At 69.9% G+C, this 19740-nt stretch carries 15 protein-coding genes; 5 read left to right on the forward strand and 10 right to left on the reverse strand.

The features are described from left to right. Positions 1-103 precede the first annotated feature (103 nt). Positions 104-766, reverse strand: coding sequence for a hypothetical protein (locus tag PU630_RS11440; protein ID WP_275277192.1), 663 nt, complete (start codon positions 764-766; stop codon positions 104-106). 227 nt (positions 767-993) lie between these two features. Here PU630_RS11440 and PU630_RS11445 point away from each other — a divergent pair, with 227 nt between their 5' ends. The 4 genes from PU630_RS11445 to PU630_RS11460 all read left to right on the forward strand — a co-directional run bounded on the left by PU630_RS11445 (position 994) and on the right by PU630_RS11460 (position 8159). Then, on the forward strand, positions 994-1629 hold the full coding sequence (locus PU630_RS11445; protein ID WP_275277193.1) for a PadR family transcriptional regulator: 636 nt from the start codon (positions 994-996) through the stop codon (positions 1627-1629). Further along, a complete protein-coding gene (locus tag PU630_RS11450; RefSeq protein WP_275277194.1) occupies positions 1626-2345 on the forward strand; it encodes an ABC transporter ATP-binding protein in 720 nt (239 codons plus the stop codon). Before PU630_RS11445 ends, PU630_RS11450 begins: the two co-directional genes overlap by 4 nt. 166 nt (positions 2346-2511) lie before the next feature. Next, positions 2512-5403: an ABC transporter permease gene (locus PU630_RS11455; RefSeq protein WP_275277195.1), complete on the forward strand. Its 2892-nt coding sequence runs from the start codon at positions 2512-2514 to the stop codon at positions 5401-5403. Continuing rightward, complete coding sequence (locus PU630_RS11460; RefSeq protein ID WP_275277196.1) at positions 5400-8159, forward strand: FtsX-like permease family protein; 2760 nt, start codon at positions 5400-5402, stop codon at positions 8157-8159. Before PU630_RS11455 ends, PU630_RS11460 begins: the two co-directional genes overlap by 4 nt. Positions 8160-8307: 148 nt before the next feature. Here PU630_RS11460 and PU630_RS11465 read toward each other — a convergent pair whose 3' ends face one another. The 5 genes from PU630_RS11465 to PU630_RS11485 form a co-directional block, all read right to left on the reverse strand. Beyond that, a complete protein-coding gene (locus PU630_RS11465; RefSeq protein ID WP_275277197.1) occupies positions 8308-8838 on the reverse strand; it encodes a type II toxin-antitoxin system RelE/ParE family toxin in 531 nt (176 codons plus the stop codon). After that, positions 8835-9071: a type II toxin-antitoxin system ParD family antitoxin gene (locus tag PU630_RS11470; protein WP_275277198.1), complete on the reverse strand. Its 237-nt coding sequence runs from the start codon at positions 9069-9071 to the stop codon at positions 8835-8837. Before PU630_RS11470 ends, PU630_RS11465 begins: the two co-directional genes overlap by 4 nt. Before the next feature lie 199 nt (positions 9072-9270). After that, complete coding sequence (locus tag PU630_RS11475; protein ID WP_275277199.1) at positions 9271-11976, reverse strand: multicopper oxidase domain-containing protein; 2706 nt, start codon at positions 11974-11976, stop codon at positions 9271-9273. Next, positions 11973-13172, reverse strand: a complete 1200-nt coding sequence (locus tag PU630_RS11480) for a hypothetical protein (protein ID WP_275277200.1) — start codon at positions 13170-13172, stop codon at positions 11973-11975. The genes PU630_RS11475 and PU630_RS11480 overlap by 4 nt, the downstream gene beginning before the upstream one ends. Continuing rightward, on the reverse strand, positions 13169-13927 hold the full coding sequence (locus PU630_RS11485) for a helix-turn-helix transcriptional regulator (protein WP_275277201.1): 759 nt from the start codon (positions 13925-13927) through the stop codon (positions 13169-13171). Before PU630_RS11485 ends, PU630_RS11480 begins: the two co-directional genes overlap by 4 nt. A gap of 72 nt (positions 13928-13999) precedes the next feature. Here PU630_RS11485 and PU630_RS11490 point away from each other — a divergent pair, with 72 nt between their 5' ends. After that, complete coding sequence (locus PU630_RS11490; RefSeq protein ID WP_275277202.1) at positions 14000-14323, forward strand: DUF2249 domain-containing protein; 324 nt, start codon at positions 14000-14002, stop codon at positions 14321-14323. 478 nt (positions 14324-14801) lie between these two features. On the opposite strand, the gene hpf is transcribed toward PU630_RS11490, so the two are convergent. From hpf to mtrB, 4 genes are all read right to left on the reverse strand, one after another. Then, positions 14802-15467: a ribosome hibernation-promoting factor, HPF/YfiA family gene (gene hpf, locus PU630_RS11495; RefSeq protein ID WP_275277203.1), complete on the reverse strand. Its 666-nt coding sequence runs from the start codon at positions 15465-15467 to the stop codon at positions 14802-14804. Positions 15468-15620: 153 nt separating this feature from the next. Then, on the reverse strand, positions 15621-16268 hold the full coding sequence (locus tag PU630_RS11500; protein WP_275277204.1) for a ComF family protein: 648 nt from the start codon (positions 16266-16268) through the stop codon (positions 15621-15623). A gap of 84 nt (positions 16269-16352) precedes the next feature. Next, positions 16353-18044, reverse strand: coding sequence for an LpqB family beta-propeller domain-containing protein (locus tag PU630_RS11505; RefSeq protein WP_275277205.1), 1692 nt, complete (start codon positions 18042-18044; stop codon positions 16353-16355). Further along, entirely contained in the window at positions 18041-19729 is a 1689-nt protein-coding gene (gene mtrB, locus PU630_RS11510; RefSeq protein ID WP_428981950.1) for an MtrAB system histidine kinase MtrB, read from the reverse strand. Before mtrB ends, PU630_RS11505 begins: the two co-directional genes overlap by 4 nt. Positions 19730-19740 lie beyond the last annotated feature (11 nt).

Consider the following 19740-nt stretch of genomic DNA (forward strand, 5'->3'; position numbering starts at 1 on the left):
GGGCGTTGGAACGGTGCGGGATGCCGGGGCGCGGCGCGTCGGGCCGCCCCGCCCGAGCGGCGCCGATGCGCGAACGCCGTGCGAGAGCGTCGGGCTGTGCGGCTCACTCCCCCGACGACGAGTACACGCGAACCGGCGCGACGGCGTGCGGCTGAAGGCCCGCGACGATAGCGACGACGCCCAGTCCGATGAGGGCGACCGTGCGGCTCACGATCATGAGGGCGCTGTAGGCCAAGAGGGCGCTCGTGTCCATCGACAGCAGGATCCCGCCGGCGGCGTATTGGCCGAGCGGAGGCACCACGCACAGCACCAGCGCAATCAGCGGCGTGAAGCGGTAGGCGCGCGGGATGACCGCCGCCCGCCACACCAGTACGACCGCGATGACGGCGAGTACCACCGGGACCAGCTGCAGGCTGATCCCCACGACGGCCTTCGCGTCTTCGTTGTCGCGGTCGACGGGGGTATTCAGCAGCGGGATCATCGGCGCCACGACGCGCACGAGCAGCGGCCATACGGCCAGCGCGCACAGCACGATGGTGCCGCCGATCCGCCGCGCGACGACGCTGTCCCGGCCGATCGCGAACAGCACGAGGGACGCGCACCACAGCGCATCGGCGACGAACGCGACGGCGGTGGTGACGTCCAGCGGTGCGATGGCCTGCCACAGCAAGCCGGGTACGGCACTGGCCGCCAGGCAGATGCCGCCCCACACCCAGGTCGGACGAACCATTCGTGCGGAACCCGGCGCTGCGTCAGTGGCATCCATGCACCACACGTTATCGGGGCATCGCGGTCTACCTCAGCCGCTCCACGGGTCGCACACGCGCACACCCAGTGGCGCGAGATCTTTCACATTGCGCGTCGCCGGCCGACACCGCCGGCGAGTTATCCACGGCCCGCGACACGCCACCCAGAATCTTCTTCCCTCTGGTTTCTCAGTATGTATATACTCGGCAACTACATACTCGGAAAACACCTATGAGAGGCGGGCCGATGTCGGTCAAGCAGAGTCTGCTGGCGATCCTGGATCAGGGCGCCTGTTACGGATATCAGCTGCGCCACGAGTTCGACCGGCGCACCGGGTCGACCTGGCCGCTGAACGTCGGCCAGATCTACAACACGCTCGAGCGCCTCGAGCGCGACGGCCTCGTCGCCAAGGGCGAGGTCGACGAGCAGGGCCACGTGTTCTTCGAGATCACGGATGCCGGCCGCGCCGAAGTGCGCTCGTGGTTGGACTCCCCCGTCGAGCGCGGGCAGGGCACGCGCGATGAGCTGGCGATCAAGCTGTCGCTGGCGGCGACCCTGCCGGGCGTGGATGTGGCCGAGGTCATCCAGACGCAGCGCAAGGCGTCGCTCGCGCAGCTGCAGGAGCTCAACCGCGCCAAGTACGCCGGCGCCGACCCCGAGGGGCCCGAAGAGCTTGCCTGGTCGCTCGTCGTCGACTCGATGATCTTCCAGGCCGAGGCCGAGGTGCGGTGGCTCGACCACACCGAGCAGCGGCTCGCGATGCGTCCGCACCACGCGATGGAGCTCGAGCTGTCGACCGAGCGACCGAAGCGCGGGCGGCCGGCGGCGAGCGCCGCAGCAGACAGAGCAGTCAAGAGCGAGAAGACGGAGGCGGTCCGATGAGCGAAGCGATCCTGCGCATGGTGGGAGTGAGCCAGCAGTACGGGGTCGGCGAGACGAGCGTCTCGGCCCTGTCGGGCGTCGACCTCGAGGTCGCGCGCGGCGAGCTGGTCGCGATCATGGGCGCGTCGGGTTCGGGCAAGTCGACGCTGCTCTCGATCGCGGGCGGGCTGGCGCATCCCACCACCGGCGAGGTCATCGTCGAGGGGCGTCACCTCTCCACCGCGTCGCCGCGCGAGCTGGCCCTGCTGCGGCGTCGGTCCCTGGGCTTCGTGTTCCAGGACTTCAATCTCATTCCGACCCTCACGGCGCTCGAGAACGTCACGCTGCCGCTGGAGCTCGACGGCTTCCGAGCCCGGCCGGCGCGTCGTGCGGGTCGGGATGCGCTCACCTCGGTGGATCTGGCCGACAAGTTCGCCGCCTACCCCGACGACCTGTCGGGCGGGCAGCAGCAGCGCGTCGCCATCGCCCGCGCCGTGGTCGGCGGGCGGCGTCTGATCCTGGCCGACGAACCGACCGGCGCGCTCGACTCGGTCACCGGCGAACTCGTCTTGAAGGTGCTGCGCACGCGAGTGGATGCCGGAGCCGGCGCCATCCTCGTCACCCACGAGCCGCGCCACGCGGCGTGGGCCGATCGCATCGTCTTCCTGCGCGACGGGCGGATCGTCGACGAGACCCGGCGCGACGGCGTCGAGGTGTTGGCCGAGGTGCCGGCGTGAGCGCGCATCGCCCCGCGCGCGGCGCGCAGCGCCGATTCGTCCGGCCGGAGCGCCGGGCGACCCGGCCCTCGCCTCGGGCGAGGGGAATGGCCGAGGCGAGGGCGCTTTCGCCGCATTCGGCCCTCGCGTCGGCAGATCCCCTCGCCTCAGGCGAGGAGCAGAGTGGATGCCGCGGCCCGCGGCCCCCGGTTTCGCTGCGCTCGCTCAGGGACCTGACCTCGACCGAGGCCGCGCGATGAGGGGGCGGGGTGCCGCGGCCCGCCGCGGCGCGCGTACCGGCACAGCCCGCCCGAGCGCGTGGGCGCGCTGGCGCGCCGACCTGCGGCTCGCCGGACGGCAGGTGCGCCGCACGAAGGGATCGAGCGCGCTCGTGGTCGCGCTCGTCGCGCTGCCGGTTCTCGCCCTGTCGGGCGGAGTCGTGTTCGCAGACAGCCACATGAGCACGCCGGCCCAGCGGGCCGACATGGCGCTCGGCCAGGGACAGTCGTGGGTCGGCATCGCCGGCGGCGCCGACCCGAGCCGCATGCAGGCGGTCGATGATCCGAACTGGGCCGACGTCGATGTCGACGACAACGGTGATCCGATCCACGAGCAAGGACCGGCTCCGACCGATGTGGCCGGCGCCGTGCCGGCCGGCACCCGCACGATCGAGGTCACGCAGTACGGCAGCGTGTCGGTGAACACGGCGGGAGGCATCGGCCAGGTCGAGGCTGTGACCGGCCCTGCGTGGGATCCGGTGCTGACCGGTCGGTATGTCACGCTCGATGGATCGGCACCGGAGACCGGCGCGCAGGCGATGGTGAGCCCGGGCCTGCTGAAGCGACTGGGGGCGTCGATCGGCGGCACGGTGACCCTCACCGACTCCGACCGAACATTCACGATCACGGGGACCCTGCGCGAGCGTGATCGTGAGCCGAGCGACGACGTCATCTTCCTGCCCGCGGCGGCCTCCGGCCTGGTGCAGGGCGGTGTCCCGGGCTGGTTCGTGCCCGACTGGCAACCTGACTACGCGCAGCTCCAGCAACTGAACCATGACGGATACGTCGCCCTCGCCCGCGACCTCGCCGTGAATCCACCCGCGGGCGCCACGGTTGCGAACGGCACCGACAGCTCGTGGTTCTGGGTGGGTGTGACCATCGCGACCATCGCTGCGGCGTTCGGCGGGTACCTGGTCGTGCTGCTGGCCGGTGCCGCCTTTGCCGTGGCCGCCCGGCGCCAGGAGCGCTCGCTCGCGATGGCGGTGAGCGTGGGGGCTTCGCGCTCTGACGTGTTCCGCATCGTCGTGCTGCAGGGCACCGTCTTGGGGGCGGTCGGGGGCGTGCTCGGCTCGGCGGTCGGTGTCGGGCTCGGCTTCGCTCTGCTCGCAGTCACCGACCACGGAGTGGCCGGCTCGTTCTGGGGGCACTGGAGCTACGACGTCCCATGGCTGGTCATCGTCGGAGTCGTGGTGTTCGCGATACTGGTCGGCACGATCTCTGCCATCGCACCCGCGCGTGCCGCGACCCACGGCGACCCGCTCGCCGCACTGCGCGGGTCGCGCCGACCGGTCACGCTCAACGTCCGCCGACCGCTGTGGGCGTTGCTGGTCATGGCGGTGGGACTGATCGCGTCCATCGGCGGCGCTCTCGGGACCGCGGCCCTCGACCGCGCCACGAACGCCGACCCGACCGGACAGTTGCACGCGACCCTCATCATCGCCGCGATCTTGGGACCACTCGTCTTCCAGATCGGGCTGATCGTGGCCGGCCACTTCACCCTCGCGCAGGTGGCGAAGGTCCTGTCGCGATGGGGGCTCGCTGCCCGAATCGCGGGGCGAGATGCCGCGGCCAACCCCTCACGGGTGGTCCCGGCGTTCGCGGTCATCGCCGCGTGCGTGTTCGTCGCCGCGTTCTCGATCTCGGTCGTGGGCATGACCGCGAGGGAGACCAATGACAACTACAGCTGGGAAGGCCATCCGGGCACGGTCGCGGTAGGCATGTGGGGCGACGATGCCGCCACGCATCCCGACGATTTCGTCGAGGCTGCTCGACACGTCGTTGCCGGCACCGGTGCAACCAAGACCGCCACTGTCTGGACGACGGCGCAGCCGGTGACGGACGATGACGGCAATCCGATCGACCCGGACGCGCCGGAGTGGACGTTGACCACACCAACAGGTCACGCCAACGATCCGTCGTTCGTCTATGACGCTGGTGGGCAGGTCGCCGTACTCTCTCCCGACGACCTCGAGACGGTGCTCGGCCCCGTGCCCGCAGCCGCCCGCGACGCCTTCCGCGACGGAACGGCGCTGTCAATCGCCAAATTCCCGAACCTCGATGACGACTCGGAGGTGACGGTCTCCATGTGGAAGTCCGCTTCCCTGACCGACTTCCGCCAGCAAGCGTATTCACAGTCACCACCGCCAGCGGCATCCCTTCCCTCGCCCATCAGCACCACCTCGATCCCGATGATGCGCGCGTCGCTGCAGTATCCGCAGGGCAGCATGCAGCTGGTGATCTCCACGGCCACGGCGAAGCGCCTGGGGATGGCGCTGCAACCGCAGACGCTCTACGCGCTCTACCCGAAGGCGCCGTCGACGTCAGTGGTCGACGGGATCACCGCCGCCGTCGCGAACACGCGTATCGGCTCGAACGGAGTCCTCAACGTGCAGGTTGAAAAGGGCCCCGCGTCGTTCGACCCGGTGCTGTGGCTGATCGTTGCGGCGGCCATGGTGCTCGTGTTCGGCGCCGGCTCGGTGTGTCTGGGCCTCGCCCGCTTCGAGCGACGCCCCGACGACGCGACGCTGGCTGCGGTCGGCGCGGGCGGCCGCATCCGCCGGGGCATCGGCGCCTGGCAGGCTGTGACCATTGTCGGCATCGGCACGGTCGTCGGCACGGTCTCGGGCACAATCTCGGCGTGGGCGCTGACCAAGGCCTCCAACGGCCTCTACTCGTTCGCCGCCACGCCGTGGCTCTGGCTCGCGATCACGGCGTTCGGCCTGCCGCTGGTCATGGCCGCAGCATCCTGGCTCATCCCGCCCCGCGCGCCCGACCTCACCCGCCGGACGGCTATCGCATGACCGGCCGGCCGAGCGCGTGGGCGCGTTGGCGAGTCGACCTGCGGCTCGCCTGGCGGCAGGTGCGGCGCACCAAAGGCTCGAGCGCACTCGTCGTCGCGCTCGTGGCGCTGCCGGTGATGGCTCTGACAGCGGGGGTCGTGTTCTGGGCGAGCCACCAGGCCACTCCGCAGCAGCACGTTACGCTCGAGCTCGGTCAGAACCAGGCATGGGTCCAGATCGTCGGTGGTGCGAACCCGCTCAGAGAACAGGCCATCGACGACCCCTTGTCGTTCGCCATGGACGGTGCGCAGGAGGAAGACGACCGGGGAAACGCGGCCCCCACGAGCCCTCAGGCGTTCTTGCCGCCGGGGACCCGAACCATCGAGGTCCACCAGGGCGGCACCGCGTACGTCGAGACGGCAGCGGGCACCGCGCATGTTGCGACGACCACCGGCCCGGTGTGGGATCCCGTGTTCGCCGGACGTTACACGGTTCTTGAGGGCACGGCTCCGGCGTCCACTTCCGAAGCCATGGTGACCCCGGGCCTGCTCGCCCGGCTCGGCATGGACATCGGAGGCACTGTCACCTTCCCCGACGAGCACACGACGCTGACGATCACGGGCACGATGCGCGAGCTCGACGAGCCCCCGGGCGTCAACCAGCTGTTTCTGACTGAGCCGGGTGATCTGGTCACCGACTCCGGCGCCGCTCGCTGGTATACGCCCGACTGGCAGCCTGATGTCCAGACGCTGCCGGCGCTGAACCACGCTGGGCTCGTCGCCTTCGCCCGCGATCTCGTCCTCGATCCGCCTGCCGGCTCACGACTGGCCAGCGACGATGCGGGCGCGATGTGGACGGCGGCCGCGTATACCGGCGTCGGCGCAGCCTTCGAGGGCTACCTCGTCGTGCTGTTGGCCGGCGCCGCGTTCGCGGTCTCCGCACGACGCCAGGCGCGCTCGCTCGCCGTCGCGGTCAGCGTGGGCGCGCGCAGAGCGGACGTGTTCCGCGTCGTCCTGCTGCAGGGCGCCGTACTCGGGCTCATCGGAGGCGCGGTCGGCGCGCTGCTCGGACTAGGGCTGACCGCCGCCGCGCGCACCCTGCTCGACGACCACGTCGTCGGCTCGTTGACTTCGGGTTGGGGCTGGAACGTCCCCTGGCCCATGGTCATCGCGATCGTCGTGTTCGCGGTCGCCGTCGGACTGCTGTCGGCGGCAGCACCCGCACGCTCGGCGACTCGCGGCGATGTGCTGGCGGCGCTGCGGGGCTCTCGCCGGCCGGCGAGGCTTCGCCCGCATCGCCCCGCATGGGGCGTGGGCCTGATGGTGCTCGGGATGGCAGCGACGATCGCCGGAGCGCTGCTTATGGCCGCGCTGAACGCAGCCAAGCCGATCGACTACCAGAGCCCATGGCGCGCGGTGGCGCTGGGGGCGATCATCGCCGGCCCACTGGTCTTCCAGGTCGGCATGATCGTCGGAGGGCACTGGACGCTCTCGGTGCTCTCGCGCGTGCTGTCGCGGATGGGAGTGGGCGCCCGTCTGGCGAGTCGGGATGCCGCAGCCAATCCCTCGCGCGTCGTGCCGGCGTTCGCAGCGATCGCCGCGTGCGTGTTCGTGGCATCGTTCGCCCTGTCGATGACGGCGATGTTATCGGCAGGCACCACGCGGACGTACCGGTGGGCGGGCCATCCGGGAACGGTGACCGTCTGGATGTGGGGCGACCACATGTCGGATACCAAGACCTTCCTCGATCCCGCTCGCAGTGTCCTCGCTGCCTCGACGCCGCGAACGACGGCCCTCGTCTCGACCCCCGCCGAGCCGACCCTCGACCCGAACACTCTTGAGGCACAGGATCCGACCGCCAGGGCGTGGTCGGTCGCCAAAGCACACAGCGAAGACCCCTCGTGTGCACACTGCCGGGACGACTACCGGTATCTGTTCGGCGCCACGCTGCGCGTCATCGCGCCCGACGACCTCACGACCCTGCTGGGCGTCTCTCTGGGCGTCGCCGACCTCGACGCCTTTCGCAACGGCAGCGCACTCGCCGTCGACCGCTATGGCTTCGGAGACGACACTGCGACGATCGCCGAATGGACCGCGGCGGGACAATCGGAATATGTCACGACCGAGGGAGGCTCCTCCGGACCCGCGGCGCTGCACACCGTTCCCATGCGATCGGTCGCGGTGCCGTACCCGCAGGAGGAGGATGTCGTGTACATCGCCACTGCCACTGCGGGGAAACTCGGGATGTCGCTCGAGCCGGAGAGAATCGTCGCGACCTATGCGGCCCCACCGGCGGACTCTGTCATCGACGCGATGACCGCTGATGCCGCAAACATCCGCATCGGGCGCGAGGGCCGGATCGGCGTGTACGCCGAGAAGGGTCCGGCCGCGGTCAGCCCGGTGCTGTGGCTCATCAGCGCCGCGACGGCGGTGCTGGTGATCGGCGCGGGCTCCATCTGCCTGGGCCTCAGCCGATTCGAACGACGCCCAGACGATGCCACGCTCACGGCCGTAGGTGCGCGCCCGACCACGCGGCGCGTGGTGAGCGCCTGGCAGGCGGCGATCGTGGTCGGGCTGGGCACGGCCGTGGGCGTCACCGCGTCGCTACTGCCGACGTGGGGCGTCGCGCAGACGACCGCGGATTACCTGCGCTTCACCGAAGTCCCCTGGCTCTGGCTCGCGATCACGGCGTTCGGTCTGCCGCTGGTCATGGCCGCGGCATCCTGGCTCATCCCGCCCCGCGCGCCCGATCTCATCCGCCGCACGGCTATCGCATGAGGCCGCTCCGGGCCGCGGTGGCAAAGGGCTCCTGTTCAGCAGTCACTTCTGACCGGTGTTCCACGATCGAGCCCGCAGATACTGCCTGCTGAATGCACCGCGAGGCACGTCGAGCCGGTCGCCGTTGGGCAGCCGCGCACGCGCGGATTCAGTCGTCACAGATGACAGGTTTCCCGCGACAGAACGGTAATCCATGACGACCGAAATTCGCGCCGTCGATTCGGTCGTCACAGATGACGATTTTCCCGCGACAAAACGGTAATCCGCGACGACCGAACGACGGCAGCCCCATCGGGTGAGCGCCGCGCGAGGGCACGCCGGATCCTTGACCCGGAACGCGGGTTCGGTCGCGCTCGCCCCACGATCCGAAGAACTCTGACAGGATGTCGCGATGCGTGTGCAGCACGCGATGAACACGCACAGCATCGTCATCGACCGTGTAAACGACGACATACGGGAACCGTCGCAGCGCGAGACTGCGCACCTCGTCGACGCCGATTTCCACGGCCAGGCGTGTCGAACCGATCCAAGGATGCTCGGCCAGCACGTTGCGCGCGGCCTCGAGCGCGTCGATGAACCCGAACGCGGCGTCTGGCGCGCCCTCGGCTACGTAGTACGACACGGCCTCGTCGATGTCGTCATCCGCACGGCGAGAAGTGACGACGCGATGCGTTGTCACTTCTGCACGCCGTGTGCCCGTTCGCGCAGACGGTCGAAGTAGGCGGCATCCATCTCCGATCCCTCTGGCGACGCCATGCCCTCGACCACGAGTGCGCGCACGCGCGCGCGGCTCTGCTCGCGACGAATCAGGTCGCGCACGAACTCGCTGTTCGTGCCGTACCCGCGCTCGCTCACCTGCGCCTCGACGAACTCCTTCAGCTCGTCGGGCAGCGAGATGTTCATGGTGGTCATGCGTTCAGGATAGCTTCGATGGCAAAGTTTGTCATCGAAGGCGGCCCGGCACGCGGTTGAGTCGTCACAGATGACGGTTTCAGCGCGACAAAACGGTAATCCGTGACGACCGAACGGCGAACGACGAGTGGATGCCGCGGCCGCGCCACCGACGAAGAGTGGATGCCGCGGCTCGAGGCTTGGCCGCGGCATCCGGCTCCTACTTCGTCACCTCGAAGATGCCGTGGGCGCCGCGCTCGGCGTCGATCATGAAGTGCGACACGAAGGGGTAGTGCCCGGCCTCGGGGAACGACAGCTCGGCGAAGCCACCCTGCGCAGGCATCAGGCCCAGCGCCTGCGAGCCGGTGTCGGTCGCATCCTTGATCAGGTACCGCCCCTCGCTCCACACGGTGTCGAACTGCCCGCCCACGATGTGGAAGCTCGTGGACCGGTCGGGCCCGGCATCCAACACCCACACGCGCACCCGGTCACCCACGGCGGCCGTCAGCGGTGCGTGGTCGTACTGGTTCGCGTAGCCGTTGAAGACCACGAGGTCGGGGCGGTCCTCCGCGATCTTGTCGGTGTCGACGGATCCGCCGTCGTGCGAGCCGAGGTAGTACTCCCCCTGCACGAGCACGTACGACTCGTCCACCGCGGGCAGCTCCTTCGGCTCGATGACCACGGCGCCGTACATGCCGTTGGCGATATGCGCGGTCATGGGCATCGTCGAGCAGTGGTACATCCAGATGCCTGAGCGGGTCGCGGTGAACGTGTAGGTCAAACTCTCGCCCGGTGCTATCGTGCGCATCGGCTCGTCGGGTGCGAGAGATCCGGCATGGAAGTCGATCGAGTGCCCCATGTCGCCGTCGTTGATCAACGTCACCACGAATGTGTCGCCGACCCTGCCGTGCAGCACCGGTCCGGGCGCCGTGCCGTTGTACACCCACAACGTCTGCGTCACGCCGGGCGCCACCTCGATCTTCTTGTCGGTGACGGTCATGGTCACCCGCCTTGTCACCGGCTTCGACGACGCGGCCAGCGCCGGCAGCTTCGCGTTGTACGGCTCGAAGCCCGGCCCCGGATCCGCCGACAGGTCGATCCCCGAGGTCGACCCCATGTCCATATCGCCCATGTCCATGTCGCCCATGTCGTCGGTCGCCGAGGGTGACGGAGAGGCGGTGGATGCCGCAGCCCCCGTGACCTTCACTGTCATGGTCATACCGAGCTGCTTGTGACCGATGATCGAGCACCAGCCGTCGAGGTCGGCGGTGATCACACCCACGTCGATCGTCTCGCTCTCACCCGGCGAGAGGCGATGGCCTGCGACTCCGTTCGAGAAGACGAGGTCGTGCACCATCGACGTGTCGACGTTGGTCAGCTCGATCTTCAGCCGGGTGCCCGCGGGCACCTCGATCGTGTTGGGCGTGTACTTGTAACTCGTCGCCTGCACCTGCACGACCTTGACCGGCGCGTTGGCATCGGCGGCTCCGGCCGACGCGCTCCACCCGAGCGAGACCGGGTCGACGGCAGCGGTCACCGCGACGGCGAGCACGACGGCCAGCAGCCCCGCGACCGCCTGCCCGGCACGGTGAGGTTTGTCGCCCTCGGGTCTGATCGGCCCGTGCGGGCGGTCGCCCGAGGCCATCCCGGCCTTGGTCGCGGCCAGCCCTTCGCCCGACTTCTTCGCCCGCCCCTGCGCGCGCATGCCCAACAGCATGAGCACGAGGAACGACGCCATCGCGATGAAGAAGAGAAGGGATGCCACGACCCGCATCAGGCTCGACACGGGCAGAGCGCACACGACGAGCGCGGCGTTGGCGACGGCGATGCGCAGCGCCCCGCCACGGTCGAACACGGTGGTGCCGATGCGCACCGGTGTGGGTCCGCCACCGAGCACCACGGGGATGAGGTAGCTGAGCGCGCCCAGCAGCACCTGGGCGGCGAAACCGGCGGCCAGGAACGGGACGATCTGGTCCACGGCATCCGGCACCCCGTCGAACCCGGTGCCGCCGAGGAACGAGACGATCGTGGCGACGATGAGCCAGATCACGCTCCCGATCCACCACAGCACGCCCATGCCGATCGACAGCGCCGAGAAGCTCCGCGGCGGCGCTTGACGGGCGGCGCGCCACAGCGACACCCCGATGATCGACAGGCCCACGACATAGCCGATCAGGCCGGTGACCAGAACCGGCAGCAGGGCTGCGGCAGCCCCTGCTGCAGCCACCAGCACGGAGGCGGCCAGTACCGGCAGCGCGCGAGCGGCTCCGGTCGCGGCATGCTCGTCGGCGCGCGTGCGCAGAATCGTCGGCCACAGCGTCACGAGCGTGCCGGCGATGGTGAGGCCGATCCAGCCGAGCACGTTCAGCAGCGCGTGCGCGAGCACGAGGTTCGCGGCCGAGTTGTCGTGCGCGAGCCAGGCGCCCAGTGCCGCGCCGATCGGCAGTATCGCCGCTGCGGCGATGTAGTAACGGATCGTCTTGCCGAACCGGCCCGGCAGGCTCTTGCGCGAACGTGCGTACAGACTCGCGCCGTGCCAGATCACGCCGGCGATCAACGCGGCCGCGCCCACCAAGGTCAGCGGCCACACCGTCGAGAGAACCCCTGCCACCACGAGCACCGCGCCGCCGTTGGTCAGGGCCAGCCGCCAGCTCTGCAGCTGTCGCCCGCGCACGGTCGGCGACGAGCGCAGCAGCGCGTAAGAGAAGTACTGGCTCCACACCATGATCGCGTGGGTGACCCCGCCCAGGAGCAGCAGGTGGATCATCAGCCAGCGGGGCTCGGGCAGCCACCGGTGCGTGACGACGGCCACCGCCACGAGCACCAGCCAGAGCAGGGTCGGGATGTCGCGCAGCGCCCAGAATCCGCGGCCCGGCGCCTTGTCGTCGGGGTTCTTGGGTGCGACGGGAGGCTTCGGGGAGCTCATTCCTGTCCTTCGGGAGTGTCGGCGGCGGGGCGCGACGTCGTCGGCACGCGGGAGGAAACCGGGTGGGATGCCGCGACCCGGGCGGGAGCGGCATCCCGTCTCTTCTCATTCTTCTTCGGCGGGCCGAGGATCGCACTCGTGACGGCCGTGACAACGAACAGGAGCAGCGCTATCACTCCGAGCACGCCGCCGACCTGCCAGCCGATGGGCTGGGCGAGGCCGTCGCCGATCCAGAGGCGGACGATGAGGCTCAGTTGCAACACGGCCGCCGGCACCCAGAACGCGGCGCGGTACGGCAGATCGATGTGCAGCACCGCGGGCAGGATCGTTGTGGCGTGCGCCATGATCATCGAGATCGTGTAGCCGAGGAAGACGGCGTGCACTATTGCGTCGTACGCCGGCTGCGCGTCGGGGTAGCCGAACAGCAGCGCGACGCCGGCGACGGCCAGCCAGACGTAGCCGGAGAGGATGCAGGCCGCCATGTAGCGCGCGGCGCCCTTCGCCCGGATCGTGCGCCGGGCGATGTCGTGCACGATCAGCCAGGCCACCATCGCCAGCAGTGCGAGGCCCAGCAGGATCGCCCCCGCGTCGGGGAAGATCACGCCGATCACCAGGGCGATCGTGATGGTCCATGCGTGCACGAGCAGGCGGTTGCCCGCGTTCGGGCCCATCGTGATGCGCGCCAGCTCGACGCGTTCGGCCGCGATCGTGAGCACCACGAAGCCGATGAGCCAGGGCAGCACGTGATCCATCGTGGCCTGGGTGAGCCAGATGACCGAGCCCGCGCAGCCGAGCCCGGCGCCCAGCAGCTGCACGAGCAGCGGCGCGTCGTACTGGCGCCGCCACAGCGGGATGTAGATCAGGGTGAACGCGGCAGTGCCCGCCACCAGCAGCACCTTCGCGGCCACCAGTGGCACCGGATCAGCCAGCAGCGCGATGCCGCCCAGACCCAGCAGCCCGGGTGCGATGAACCCGTACCATTTCGCCAACGCGGTGGCGCGCTCGAGGGCGATGAGGGTGCCGACGAAGCCGAGCACCATCAGCATGCCGTGCACATCGGGCAGCCGCGCCGCGCTCACCGGTGCGGGCACGCCCAGCAGCAGCAGGGCGGCGTCGAGTCCGGCCAGCAACGAGAGGCCGGCGGGCAGAATCCACAGCAGGCGCCACGAGGGTCCGCGGCGACGGCGGGCGCTCATCGGGCGATCCGCAGCTGCAGAGTGCAACGGCCGGGCGCGCTGAACGGGATGAGCCGGGTGTCGGCCTCGTCGCCCGTCGAGGCGAGCACGCCGTCGATCATGCCTTGGTGGACGGCGCAGATGATGGTGGGATGCCTCGTCGCCGCCTCGATGAGCGGGCAGCGAGACAGCATCACGTCGTCCCCGCGGTCCTCGGGCGCGAAGCCCTGCTCGCGCATGACGTCGATCACGGTCTGTCGCGGGGAAGGGAGCTGCGCGGCTTCGGACGGCGGAGTGGATGCCGCGACCTCGGCCGCGGCGATGGACGCGCGCCGCGCCGCGATCTCCTGGCCCCAGCGTCGCCCGGCCTCGCGCGCCCGGCCAATGGGGTCACCGCCGGCCTGCGCGAGCGAGTCGGCCAAGACACCGGCCAGCGCTGCATAGGGGTTCTCCGGGTCGGGCCGCGCTGCGGTCCACAGCCACGCCGGCCGCCCGCGCCCGGCGGCGGGCTCGCGCTCGCGCCCGATGTATCCGTCGGCATACAGCTGGTCGAGGTGTCCGCGCACGGTGTTCTCGTGCAGTCCGGTCGCGGTCGACAGCGCGGCCGTCGAGACCGGAGAGCTCTGCGCCTCGACCATGCGCAGCACCATCTCCCGTGTCTCGGAGTGACGCCTGCCCGACGCCGACAGACGCCGCCTCGCGGGTCCGTCGATCACCGAAGGTCCGCCGTTCGTGGCATCCCGCGTCGACCGATTACCCTCACGACGATTTTCCACGGAATACAGTGTAATAAACTTGCCGCGAACTTCGCGAACGTCATCGCGAAAGCCGAGCAGACGGGAGACGTCATGTCGAACATCGAGATCCATCAGTCCCGCGAGGATGCCGCCAGCGCAGCCGCGCACGACCACGCCACGGAGTGCACGTGCGGCGAGGTCAACGAAGACCTTCCCGAGTTCGACGTGCAGACCATTCCGCACGCGATCCGCCACCAGGCGATCTTCGGCGCGGTCGAGGCGCTGAAGCCGGGCGCGGGCCTGATCATCTCGGCGAATCACAACCCGCTGCCGCTACTGGCTCAGCTCGAGGCGCGCTACGAGGACCGCTTCAGCACCAGCTACCTCGACCAGGGCCCCGACCGCTGGCGCATCCTCATCCGCAACGCGGCGTGAGAACTCGCGCGGCGTGAGAACGCGCGCAGCGTGAGAACGCGCGCGGCGTGAGAACTCGCGCGGGCGGCGAACCCTTCCGAGCCGCCCGCGCGTCTGACGACCCGCCCGGTGACCTGTCCACCGGGCGGGCCCTTCTGCTCGTGCACGGCGTCGGGTACTGTCTCGTAATCTGTGTCATGCGCGACGTATCGGGGCCCACGACGACGGCCTCTTTCGGTATTGAACTTCCCGTTCACACACCAGGTGCGCCCCTGCATGGGCGCGTCGGGGCGCGTCATGGCGGGCGGCGTATGTGAACAGGAAGTTCAATGCACTTTTCGAGCGTTTCGGCGCCCCGCTTCGAGGCGCACGATCGGCCGCCTGATACCCAGCCTGCCGCATGGCCACCCCACACTCAGCCGTCCGCAAGGAGGACTGACGCCTCGCAGAAGCGCCGACATGGAGAAGGGGCGCCCCCGGAGGGACGCCCCACGTGCTGCTACGAAGCCAGCTCTGCCGACGGTGGTGCCGCGGCGGTCAGCGAGATCACGCCGTAATCCCAGCCCTTGCGGCGATAGACCACGCTCGGGTGGTCGGTGCGCGCATCGATGAACAGGAAGAAGTCGTGCCCGACCAGCTCCATGCGGTCGACGGCGTCTTCGACCGTCATCCACTCCGGCTCGAACCGCTTGGTGCGGATCACGACGGGCGTGTAGTCCTCCTCCGGTTCTTCCCCTCTCACGAGCGGGATCTCACCGGTCGCGACCGCGCGCAGCACGTCGACGGATGCCGGCTGGAGGTCGACTCCCTCAAGCGAACCGGTTCCCTTGTCGAGCACAGCGCCGCGCGGTCGACGACGCGCATCCACGCGCTTCTCCTTCGCGCGCCGCACCTGCTCGGTGAGCTTGTCGACCGCCAGGTCGAGGGCGGTGAACTTGTCGCCGTCCACGGCCTCGGCCCTCACCACGGGAAGGCCCTTCCCACTCAGGGTGAGCTCGACGGTCGAGTCCTCCTTGTGGCCGTTGTGGTACGCCCTGTGGGTGACCTTCACGTCCATCTGCTGGGCACGCGGTGCCAGGTTCTCGATGCGGGTGGCCTTCTCGTCCACCACGCCGCGGAACCGATCGGAGACGCTCACACCCACGCCGACGATGCTGGTTTCCATCCCTGACCTCCTTGTTCCGGTCCCCCCGGTCAAGGGCGGACCTGAGTCGCCTTGTGTCTCCCAACCTAGTCCGCAGGCCTCCGGGTGTCACCCCTCCGATCGACGTGAGAAATGTCGGCGTTCGCCCAGAGCCGGAAATGCGGAATGGATGCCTCAGCCCGCCGTATCGGGAAAGTGTCGCGGCGTCGCCGCCACCGTCACTGCCGCCCGCACGTGCGCCCCCGCCGTGCGCAGGGCCCGAGCCGCCTCGACCAGGGTCGCGCCCGTCGTGACGACGTCGTCGACGACGATCACCTCCAGTCCGTCGAGCCGCCGCGTCGCCTGCAGGCTGCCGGTGACATTGTCAGCGCGGGCCGTGCGCGACAGCCCGCGCTGGTCTGCCGTCGCGCGCACGATGCGCAGTGCGCGCACCGGACGGACCCCGGCCCTCCGTGCCAGCAGCTCGGCGACGCGGTAACCGCGGCGGCGCATCGCGGCGCGCGAGGTCGGCACCGGCACCACCACGCCGGGCACTTCGCCCAGCGCCGCCGCGAGCGCCGGGGCGAATGCCCGTGCGAGCGAAGTGCGCCCCTCCTCCTTCAGTGCGCGCAGCACGCGCGCCGGCACCCCGGCGAACGGCAGTGCGCTGCGCACGGTGAGCCCGTCGGCCAGCACCTGCTTCACCACCTGCGGGTGCAGCATCCCGCGACAGGTATCGCATAGCGCGATGTCGGGCTGCCCGCACCCCGCGCACTCCACCGGAAACGCGAGAGCGAGCGCCTGCGCGCAGGCGGCGCGCACCGGCATCCACACCTCGTCCACGTCTCGATGGTGCCCGCCGCGCACCCGCGCGCGGGGCTCGGTCCCGCAATCTGTGGAGAACGCCGTGCCTGGGGAGGAACCGACTCATCCCTGCGACGGTGGAATGCCCTGCGCCTCGCCGAGCACGCGGACCCCGGCGCCGGCCTTCTCCCAGTTCGAGCCCCGCTGAGAGTACAGCGTGCCGTCGTCACCGAGCAGGCGCACCGTCGTGCCGGTCGTGCCCGCGATGGTCACGGCGTCGTCGGGCGCGCTCGTCGAGGTGGCCGGGCCCGACACGGTCTGCTGCACCACGATGGTGTCACCGCCCGTCCCCGCCACGGCACCCAATGTGGTGTCGCTGAGCCACGTCAGCGACACTCCGGCGTGCGGGAGGGTGCCCAGCGTCGTCGAGTCTCCGAGCGAGGTCGGCACGCCGTTCTGATCACGGACGATGCCCGCGATCTCGATCGTCGACTGGCCGCCGACCGTGACGATCGCCGCCAACCGCGTACCGTCACGCGAGAGCGCCATCGCCGTCACCCGCGACGCGTTCGACCACGCGCCGGCGATCTTGACGCCGTTGCCGTCCGGCGCGTACGCGATCAGTGCGTGCGGATCGGCCGACGGCACGCTCCAGATGTAGTTCTGCGGGTCGACCACGGGATCGACCAGGCCCGATCGGCGGTCGAGAACGGCTCCCCCGCCCGTCGACGACGCCCGCGCGACGGCCCCATCGCCGGTGCGCACCGCGGCGGTCGTGTAGTCCGCCGATAGTTGTGCGGATACCGGATGCAGCTTGGCCACCGCATCGCTGACGCCCTTCACCGCTTCGACGTCACCGCCCGACGCGAGGAAGCCGAAGGCCTTGTCGGTCTGCACGAGCGCACGCGGGTCGATGCGGGTGGAGCGGGTCGAGACGGGCTGGGCGGTCAGCGGACTGGAGTTGTACTCCATCGCCACGTCGGAGATGCCCGCCGCCGTCATGCTGTACACGAGCTGCGTCTGCATACGGTCGAGGGTCTGACGGTCCAGCGACAGCGCCGCGCGGGTCAGGCCCACCCGCCCGGTGCTGCCGGTGACCGACACCGACACCGGGTCGAGCGACACGTCGTCTGTGAACGCCGAGACCACGCTGCCCGCCAGCCAGCTGCTGGGTTTGCCGTCGATGAGCGCCGTGGCGATGCGCGTGGGCGCATTGATCGACGGGAACCACCGCATGTCGGGCACGAGGTAGCGCCATGCGGGGTCGAAGTACATCAGCGGGTACTGGTGGAAGACGCTCGCGAACTGGTCGACGCCCAGCACTATTCCGTCGGGGGCCTTGCTGATGCGCCACTGTCCCTCGACCTTGGCCAGCTCGAACGACAGCGGAGTCTGCCCGCCGTCGGAGGTCTTGTACACGCCGTCGGCGTCGACGGTGGCCTGCTGCGTCACCGTCAGCACGACGTGGCCGTCGTCGGTGGCGACGTACGAACGCGCCGAACGGTCGTCGATGGTGGTCGTCGCGCTCGGGTTCCACTTGCCCTGGAACGACGGCGCCAGGTACAGCTGGGCGATGGCCCAGTTGCTCTCCGGGCCGATGCCCGCGTCGATGAAGCCCTGCACTATCTGCTCGGGCGAGGCCCCGTCCTGCGGCTTGACCGGCACATACGAGAAGTCGGGCGGCGCGACCGCGCCCGGCTGGAGACCTGCGAACACCGGGCCCGACGTCGGCAGCCCGGCGCACGCCGAGAGCATGACGGCCAACGCGGCCGCCATCGCGACCGCCGCGGCCCGGTGCAGCATCCCCCGTCTCATGCGTCCCCTCCGTCCATCGGCCGGCTCACGATGATGGGCTGGGTGAGGCCGAGGTCATCCGTCGCCTCGTCACCCGGGTCGGTGGGCAGCGGCGAGCCCGCCTCCACCGGATGCGACCCGCGCGGCAACGTGAGCACGAAGTTCGACCCGTATCCGGGACGCGACCAGACCGCCAGCGTGCCGCGGTGCAGCGTCGCGTCGCCCAGCGAGATCGACAGCCCCAAGCCGGTGCCGCCGATCGTGCGCTTGCGCGACGGGTCGGCGCGCCAGAATCGGTCGAACACGCGCTCGGCATCGGCCTCGGTCATGCCCATCCCGTAGTCGCGCACCGCCAGCGCCACCGCCTGCTGATTGCTGTCGACGGTCACCACGATGGGTTTGCCCTCACCGTGCTCGATCGCGTTGCCGAGCAGGTTGCGCACTATTCGCCGGATCCGGCGCGGGTCCATGTCGACCGGCGAATACCCGCCCGGCGCCACGAGCCGCACATCGCTCCCGTGCTGCTCGGCCAGTTGCTGCATCGAGGCGATCACGTCTTCGGCGAGCCGGGCCAGACTCGTCGGCTCGAGCTCGAGCTGCACCGATCCGGCGTCGTACCGGCTGATCTCCAGCAGGTCGGTCAGCAGCACCTCGAACCGCTGCACCTGGGCGTGCAGCAGCTCGGTCGCGCGCGCTGTGGTCGGGTCGAACTCGTCGCGGTGGTCGTTGAGCATGTCGGTCGCCAGCCGGATCGTCGTCAGCGGTGTGCGCAGCTCATGCGAGACGTCCGACACGAAGCGCTGCTGCACGAGCGAGAGCTCGGCCAGCTGGTTGATCTGGGATTGGATGCTGTCGGCCATGGCGTTGAACGAGCGGCCGAGGGTCGCCAGCTCGTCTTCGCCGCGCACGCGCAGGCGCACCCCGAGATCGCCCGCGGCCAACTGCGCACTCGTGTCGGCGGCTTCGCGGATCGGGGTGGTCACCGCACGGAGCGTGAACCAGGCGATGGCGCCGATGAGCACGACCAGCGCCGACCCGACGATCCACAGCGTCGCCTGCACGAAACTCAGCGTCGACGACGCGTCGTCGAGGTCATAGGCGAGGTACAGCTCGTACGGACCGATGTCGGGCACCACGATCTGCTGGCCGACGACGATGCCGGGGCGCACGCTGTCGTCGGGCCCGGGCAGGGCGATCGACTGCGCCCACTGCTTGTCGACCGAGCCGGAGTCACGCACGTGCTTGCGCAGCTCAGCCGAGATCATGCTCTCGGTCAGTCCCCCCGAGCGGAACCCGGGGGGCGCCAGCTGCGAGGGCGTCGCGTCCACCCGGATCGCGAGAGTCATGTCGGTCGCCGACTGCTGCGAGAGAGGACCCTGGATGCTGGTGAGCAGATTCTGCACCTGGACGGGGTCGTCTTGCACCACGGCGTTGTCGAGCGTCGACTGCGCGCTGTCGACCGCGCGGCGCGCGTCGGTGAGCGCCTGCGTCTTGCGCGACTCGAACAGGTCGTTCTGAATCGCCAGGGCCATCCACACGCAGGCGATGATGATCGTCAGCGCGGTCAGCACGAGGGTGATGACGACGGTGCGGAAGCGCAGAGAGCGGCGCCAGAGCGTGCCGATGCGCTCCGCGCGCGCCCGCCACCATGCGCCGTCCCGCCAGGTGACGGAACGGCCGGCGACGGTCACCGCTGCCGTGGGCACGTGGGCACCCC

Origin of the sequence: Microbacterium horticulturae, assembly GCF_029094505.1 — a bacterium.
GTDB classification, from domain to species: Bacteria; Actinomycetota; Actinomycetes; order Actinomycetales; family Microbacteriaceae; genus Microbacterium; species Microbacterium horticulturae.